5 protein-coding genes are annotated in these 6,501 nt (G+C 62.9%); 4 read left to right on the forward strand and 1 reads right to left on the reverse strand.

Going from position 1 to position 6,501, the window contains the following annotated elements; genetic code table 11:
- Window positions 1-664 precede the first annotated feature (664 nt).
- The 4 genes from ACXWUF_RS16280 (at window position 665) to ACXWUF_RS16295 (ending at window position 5,541) form a co-directional block, all read left to right on the forward strand.
- Window positions 665-1,957, forward strand: a complete 1,293-nt coding sequence (locus ACXWUF_RS16280) for a DNRLRE domain-containing protein (protein WP_458495702.1) — start codon at window positions 665-667, stop codon at window positions 1,955-1,957.
- Window positions 1,958-2,245: 288 nt separating this feature from the next.
- Window positions 2,246-2,842, forward strand: coding sequence for a phage tail protein (locus tag ACXWUF_RS16285; protein ID WP_458495703.1), 597 nt, complete (start codon window positions 2,246-2,248; stop codon window positions 2,840-2,842).
- Between the two features lie 86 nt (window positions 2,843-2,928).
- Window positions 2,929-3,969: a hypothetical protein gene (locus ACXWUF_RS16290; RefSeq protein WP_458495704.1), complete on the forward strand. Its 1,041-nt coding sequence runs from the start codon at window positions 2,929-2,931 to the stop codon at window positions 3,967-3,969.
- A 336-nt stretch (window positions 3,970-4,305) separates the two neighbouring features.
- Entirely contained in the window at window positions 4,306-5,541 is a 1,236-nt protein-coding gene (locus ACXWUF_RS16295) for a Hint domain-containing protein (RefSeq protein WP_458495705.1), read from the forward strand.
- 115 nt (window positions 5,542-5,656) lie between these two features.
- Here ACXWUF_RS16295 and ACXWUF_RS16300 read toward each other — a convergent pair whose 3' ends face one another.
- On the reverse strand, window positions 5,657-5,824 hold the full coding sequence (locus ACXWUF_RS16300; protein WP_458495706.1) for a DUF1328 domain-containing protein: 168 nt from the start codon (window positions 5,822-5,824) through the stop codon (window positions 5,657-5,659).
- Between the last annotated feature and the right edge of the window lie 677 nt (window positions 5,825-6,501).

The raw sequence follows: 6,501 nt of genomic DNA on the forward strand, positions 1-6,501 counted from the left end.
CCCTAAAAATCACGGATTCGATCTCAGGATGGAACGGAAAGGCCGTCAATCTTTTGATGGGATACCCCCACCCCAACCCTCTCCCAAAGGCGAGAGGGAGATAGCGCGATTGCCCTGGCGCGTAACCCACCCCGTCTTGCAGATGAGGCGCGGCTTAATCAGGCGAATATTTGAATATCAATACGCCCATATAATCCAAAAATAACAATTCTTGATGTTTTTGACATTTAGCTCAGGCATGATCCCCGGCACGTTTCATGAAAGCGCCGTCATTTATAAGAGACGCGCCAAACATTCATGCCTCGAATCAAGTAAATATTTACGTTATTGCCTCTTAATAACGTCACGATAAAAAACTACAATGCCCGCCCGTCGTTTCAGCTTGGAGTCGGCCTGAAAACACAAGCTACTGACGCCCATCAATAAAGCGTGTAAAAACGCCGCCGCTAGGAACCTGCGAGTTGCCATTATTGTCACGGGGCCGTCAGACTTGGACGCAAGTCACGCAATACGCCTCTCCGTGCTGGACGTTCTACCAAGGAAAGGCTGTCACCCCGCGCCCGACCAGCGAAACCCGCCAGCGGTGGCTCATTTCGAGACGGAAGCCGCGCCGGACATGAATCCCGGCTCACTCATGTTCAATCTCCAATAACAGGAAAATCCCATGAACACACGTTTATCCACTCTCAGCGCGGCCCTTCTCGTGGCGGGCCTGGCCCCCCTCACCGCCCAGGCCGTCACCGCGCCACCCGTCGCCGATGTTCACACCAACGCGACGAACGCGGGCGGGTCAACCACCGTCACGGTCTCCCCCACGGTCAAGGGTCTGGTGAAATTCGATTTATCCCCCCTGCCGACCGGCACTCAGGCCACCGACATCGCCAAGGCCACTTTGGTGTTGTTTGTGAAGAGCATCCCGGCCTCCGGCAAGCTGCAAGCCAGCCCGGCCACCGGCACTTGGACCGAGAGCGGGGTCACCACCACCGCGCCTGGCACGGGAACCCCGGTGGAGAGCGCCGCCGCCATCTCGCAGGCGGGCACCTATCACACGGTGGATGTCACCGACGCGGTGAAGGATTGGGTGGCAACACCCGCCAACAATTTCGGCCTGGTCATCGAGCCAGCCGCCTCGACCCCGACCACCAGCCTGACCTTCGACAGCAAGGAATCCATCCAGACCAGCCATCCCGCCTACCTTGAAATCAGCTTGGCCAGCGGCGCCAGCGGCACCGTGACCAACGTGACCGGCAGCGGCCCGATCTCCGTCGCGAACGGCACCACCACCCCGGCCATCAGTATCAGCCAAGCCGGTGCCGGCAGCAGCGGCTTCCTGTCCGCCACTGATTGGAACATCTTCAACAATAAGGGCAACGGCACCGTGACCAGCGTTTTGGCCACCGGCCCGATCACCAACACCGGCTCGGCCACCAGCCCGAACATCGCCATCCAGCAGGCCACCAGCAGCACCCACGGCTACCTGTCCAACACCGACTGGAACACCTTCAACAGCAAGGGCAATGGCACCGTGACCAACGTCACCGCTTCCGCCCCGTTGGTTTCCACTGGCGGAACCACCCCGCAGATCAGTCTTGCCAACTCTGGCGTCACGCAGGGCAGCTACACCAACGCCAACATCACGGTCGATGCGACGGGCCGGGTGACGGCGGCGTCGAATGGCTCGGGCGGCGGCGGCAGCGGCCCCACCGTGTATCAAGACGGGGCTGGCACCATTGCCACCGCGAAAATCGTGACAGGCACAGCCGCATACAATGCTGGTTCCGTAACCTTTGGCTCAGCATTTAATGGTGGTACGCCGGTATGCACTCTTACCAGCAACGGCACCAATAACACACCGGGCATTAAATTAACCGCCGTGAGCAGCACGGGTTTCTCGTTCGCATTCGCGGCAGCCCCCACGAGCGGTTCGGTGAACTACATCTGCGTCGGCAATGGCTAAACCCATACCGTAAAACCGGCGGTCAAGTATTGGTTCGCAAATCCCGCCCGGGATCACAGGTGGGATTTGCATCGCCCTCGAACCGGGGTCAACGGGCCACCGCCCATCTGGCCGCAAGGGGTTTCAGACCTATCCTCTGAATAGGTTTCATGCCCACCAATGAAACAGCAACCAGAAACATCGAATCCGCCACATCCCGATTCCCGAAAAACCCGCTGGCTGCCGCCGAATGGCGGGTTTTTCGTTCAATCATAATCGGCGGCAAAACCCACACTCCAGGAGAACATAATGGATTCGTATCTCGGACAAATCATGCCTTTCGCTGGCAATTTCGCCCCGGATGGCTGGCACGTCTGCGACGGCTCGTTGTTGACGATCTCGCAATACCAAGCCCTCTACTCAATCCTCGGCGTCCAGTACGGCGGCGATGGCCGGACCACTTTCGCGCTGCCCGACCTGCGTGGCCGGACAATCATTGGCGCGGGAGCAGGACCAAACCTGACGAATCGCCCCCAAGGCGCCAAGGGTGGCGCAGAAGGCGTCACGCTGACCACCGCCCAAATCCCGGCCCACACCCATACCCTGACCGCCCAGGCCAGCGTGGCGATTCCGGCCACGAAGGCATTTACCGGAACGGGCACCACCCATGTTCCGACCGGCAACGTTCTCGCGGCCGCCAACGACCCGAACTCGGGTGACGTGAACGGCTACGCCGCCGCCAGCAGCGCCAACACCACGCTGGGCGACGCCGCCACCGCCACCGCTTCGTTCGCCAACGCCCCCACCACCCCCACAGGCGGCGGCGGCCCCCACGACAATATGTCGCCCTACCAAGTGCTGAACTGGATCATCTGCATCAACGGCTTGTACCCGGTTCGCCCGTAAGCCTCCCGGGGCTTCCCCTATCCGCACGGGGCCGTCCGCGTCACAAGCGCGGATGGCCCCGCGCCGCTTCCGCCCACAACGCCACCATGACCACGCCCACTGACCGCCTCCGCGCTATCGCCGACACCCTGCTGGACATTTCGGCGCCGCCCAGTCAAGCCCTCGCCGCCTCGCACGCCCTGACCGACCTGTTCGCCAGCCTGGAGGGGTTCGACGCGGGCCAAAACGGCACCGACTACAAGCACCGGCTCGACACCTACACCGCCCACGGCAAGGCGCTCTCTCCCATCAACGCCGCCCGTTGCGCCTGGGAACACCTGCGCACCACCCGCTTCCTGCAAGGCGCGCACGCCGCCCTCCGCGAGGCGCAACGGCGCTTCCCCGGCCAGCGCATCGAAGTGCTTTACGCGGGCACCGGACCCTACGCCACCCTCGTTCTGCCGCTCCTGCCCCGGTTCTCCCCGGAAGCGCTGCGCCTCACCCTGCTCGACATCCACCCCCATTGCCTGGATTCCGTGGCCCGGCTGCTGGAGGGACTCGGCCTCGGCGGTTTCGTGCGGGAGTTCGTGGTGGCCGATGCGACCCGGTACCGCCATCCGTCGAATCGCCCCCCGCATGTGGTCATCACCGAGACCATGCAGAAGGCGCTCATCAAGGAACCGCAGGTCGCCATCACCCTCAACCTCGCGCTGCAACTGGCGCCGGGCGGACTCCTGGTGCCCGAGCGGGTCGATGTCCGCGCCTGCCTCGCCGATCCAAGCCGGGAAATGCCCGTGCTGGATGCCGAGGGCAATTGCCCCGAGCGGGCGCGGGTGGATTTGGGCAAGGTCTTCGAGTTGAGCCTGGACACGGCGCGGGCCTGGGCCAAACCCGATCTGACGGACGTGGCGTTCCCCCCGGCGCGGGTCGCCGTCCCCGAACCCCGCCCCGAGAGCGCCACCCGCTTCATGCTGCTGACCCACATCGCCACCTTCGGCGAGATCGGCCTGGGGGATTACGATTGCAGCCTGACCTGCCCGGTGGAAATCCGCCCATTGCGCGACCCGGCACCGGGCCTGGCGGTGGAATTGCGCTATCGGATGGACGCATCGCCGGGGTTCGAGCATCAGGCGTTGGTCCGGGATTAAGGGCGGGCATGGATCCAGCGCCCAGCCCCACACCGGAGCAGAGCGCCTGACCGGCTTGCCAAGCCTTCTAATTGATGGACAAGCCGTTAAAATCGGAACCCATGGGGTCGCCCTCGTTGACGATATAGCGGTTCACGCCGCCATGGATGAAACCGGCCGGAGCGTCGGGGTGGGACGGATGATTCAGCCGGTCCCAGACGGTGGCGCAAGGGCATTGCGGACCTTGCGACAGCGGGTGGCTGGACGCCCGAGTTAGTTTTTCAATCCTATAAACGGGGCGCCGAAGGCCAAGGCTCAGCCGCCCCACAGTTCCATCCCACCTTTGAGGACGAGCAAATGGCAACACCAACAACCGGCGACGACATCCTGGATGGCACCAGCGATCCTGACACCATCGACGCCTTGGCTGGCAACGACGTGGTAAACGGCCTGGGGGGCGACGACTCCCTGTCCGGGGGCGACGACAACGATACCCTGGAAGGCGGGGCGGGCAACAACACCCTGGACGGAGGCAATGGCATCGACACCGTCAGCTACGCCTCGGCGCCCGTGGACCCCGTCGTCACGAACGGCGGCGTCAACGTGGACCTCTCCAGCAATATCGGCAGCGCGGGTGGCTATGACAACAACACCGACACCATAACCAACATTGAAAACGTCATCGGCAGCGCCTTTGACGACGTCATTTCCGGTGACGGCAGCAATAACCGGTTGGATGGCGGCGGCGGCGATGACTTTTTGGATGGCGGGGCGGGCGACGACACCCTGATCGGGGGCACCGGCAACGACACGGTTTATTTTTCCGGCACCCCCAGCGATTACACCTTTCAGTCGCTTGGCGGCGGGGTTTATCGGTTCTTTCACTCGGGCGGCGCCGGTCAGGACGGCACGGATGACTTGAGCGGCATAGAGACACTGAGTTTCAGCGGTACGGAAATCTCCTTTGCCGATTTCATCGCCTGCTTCCTGAGGGGCACCCGCATTCTCACCCGCGCCGGTTATGTCCCGGTGGAATCCCTGAAGCCCGGCGACGAGGTGCGGACCCTCAATCACGGCTGGCGTCCCCTCCAATGGCTGGGCCAGCGGCACATCGCCCGCAATGCCACCGGCGGCTTCGACCACGAGGTTCAGCCCATCCGCATCGTCCGGGACGCCTTCGGGGCGGGGATGCCGAGCCGCGACCTGTGGGTCTCGCCCAATCACGCGGCGTACTTCCGCGACCACCTCATTCCCGCCAAGGCGCTGGTCAACGGCGAGACCGTGATCCGGGACGCCAGCGTGGACTCAATCACCTATTACCACGTCCTGCTCGACCGGCACGCCGTGGTCTTCTCCGATGGCCTGCCCACTGAAAGCTACTCGCCCCAGGAGAACGTCGACCAGTTCGAGAACGCCGCCTCCTGCCCGGAACCCTGGCGGAACAGCGACATCGTGCCCATCGGGATGCTGACCGATTGCCACCCCCGCGCCGCGTCCGGGCCGATGGTGGAAACGGCCCGAGCCTTCCTGACCCGCATGGCGGCGGGAAGCGCGACCGCACGGACCCAGGCTGGCCGAACCGTTCTGGGCTAGCCCGAAACCATCCTCTCAGCCCCCAGGCCGGGGGCTTTTCTTGCCCAAAGCGGACGAAGCAATGCCGACGCCCGACATGGCGCATCGTTGCGCCGGGCGGGCGACGGGCTGGGACTCAGAGGGGCGGCGCCCGCCGCCCCATGACGAAAAAGACGACGGCCAGGATGAGTCCGACAACGAACAGTATCCAAGCGATATTCACCGCCGTGCCCGCGATGCCGGAGAACCCCAGCACCGCCGCGATGAGTCCGATAACCAGGAAAGTAACTGCCCAACCAATCATGGCTAGCCTCCATGTGAAAGATGAAACGTGGGCGGGCCCGCATCCCCCGACAGGCCCAGACATCGAAGTGTGGCACCACCGCCAACCAAAGCGATTCGGCCACCGCATCCAGTGAGACCGACGCGGCGGCGGCTTTGCTCACCATGGACAAGAGGAAAGTCTGCGCGCCATGCCTTCGGAGTGCCCACACGGCCTGGCCTGGCCGCACAGATTTTTCTGCCCAATCCCGTAAGTCGTTAGGATTTGGCCGGAAGTAGCTTCCCGATTTCGATGCCGCCGGGCTGTTCTGTTCGCTTCCTGAGCGGAGTCGAAGGAAGCGGGCCGGACAGCCCAGCGGCGGACGCCCGGCGTTCCCGTTGGCCGCGCGGCGTCGAAGCCAATGGGAACGCCGGGCGTCCGCGACTTCCGGGGAAGTTATTTCCGGCCAAATCCTAAAACCGCGTCGGTCTGCGGTCGGCTTTCGGGAAGTTGTTTTCGACCAGAATCCTTACGACAAAAGAAAAAAGGCTTAGCGATTTCTCGCTAAGCCTTTGATCTAAATTGGTGGGCGGTACAGGATTTGAACCTGTGACCCCTGCCGTGTGAAGGCAGGGAACACCGTCTATAGTAGTCTATAAAAGTCCATAAAAGCATTGATTTACCTATCTTATCACGGCTGTGGACTCTTGTAGATTTCC

Source organism: Methylomagnum sp. (assembly GCF_054333355.1).

Bases quoted from the DNA above. Each gene is read 5' to 3' on its own strand.
- ACXWUF_RS16280 (WP_458495702.1), top strand. From the start codon at position 665: ATGAACACACGTTTATCCACTCTCAGCGCGGCCCTTCTCGTGGCGGGC.
- ACXWUF_RS16285 (WP_458495703.1), top strand. From the start codon at position 2,246: ATGGATTCGTATCTCGGACAAATCATGCCTTTCGCTGGCAATTTCGCC.
- ACXWUF_RS16290 (WP_458495704.1), top strand. From the start codon at position 2,929: ATGACCACGCCCACTGACCGCCTCCGCGCTATCGCCGACACCCTGCTG.
- ACXWUF_RS16295 (WP_458495705.1), top strand. From the start codon at position 4,306: ATGGCAACACCAACAACCGGCGACGACATCCTGGATGGCACCAGCGAT.
- ACXWUF_RS16300 (WP_458495706.1), bottom strand. From the start codon at position 5,824: ATGATTGGTTGGGCAGTTACTTTCCTGGTTATCGGACTCATCGCGGCG.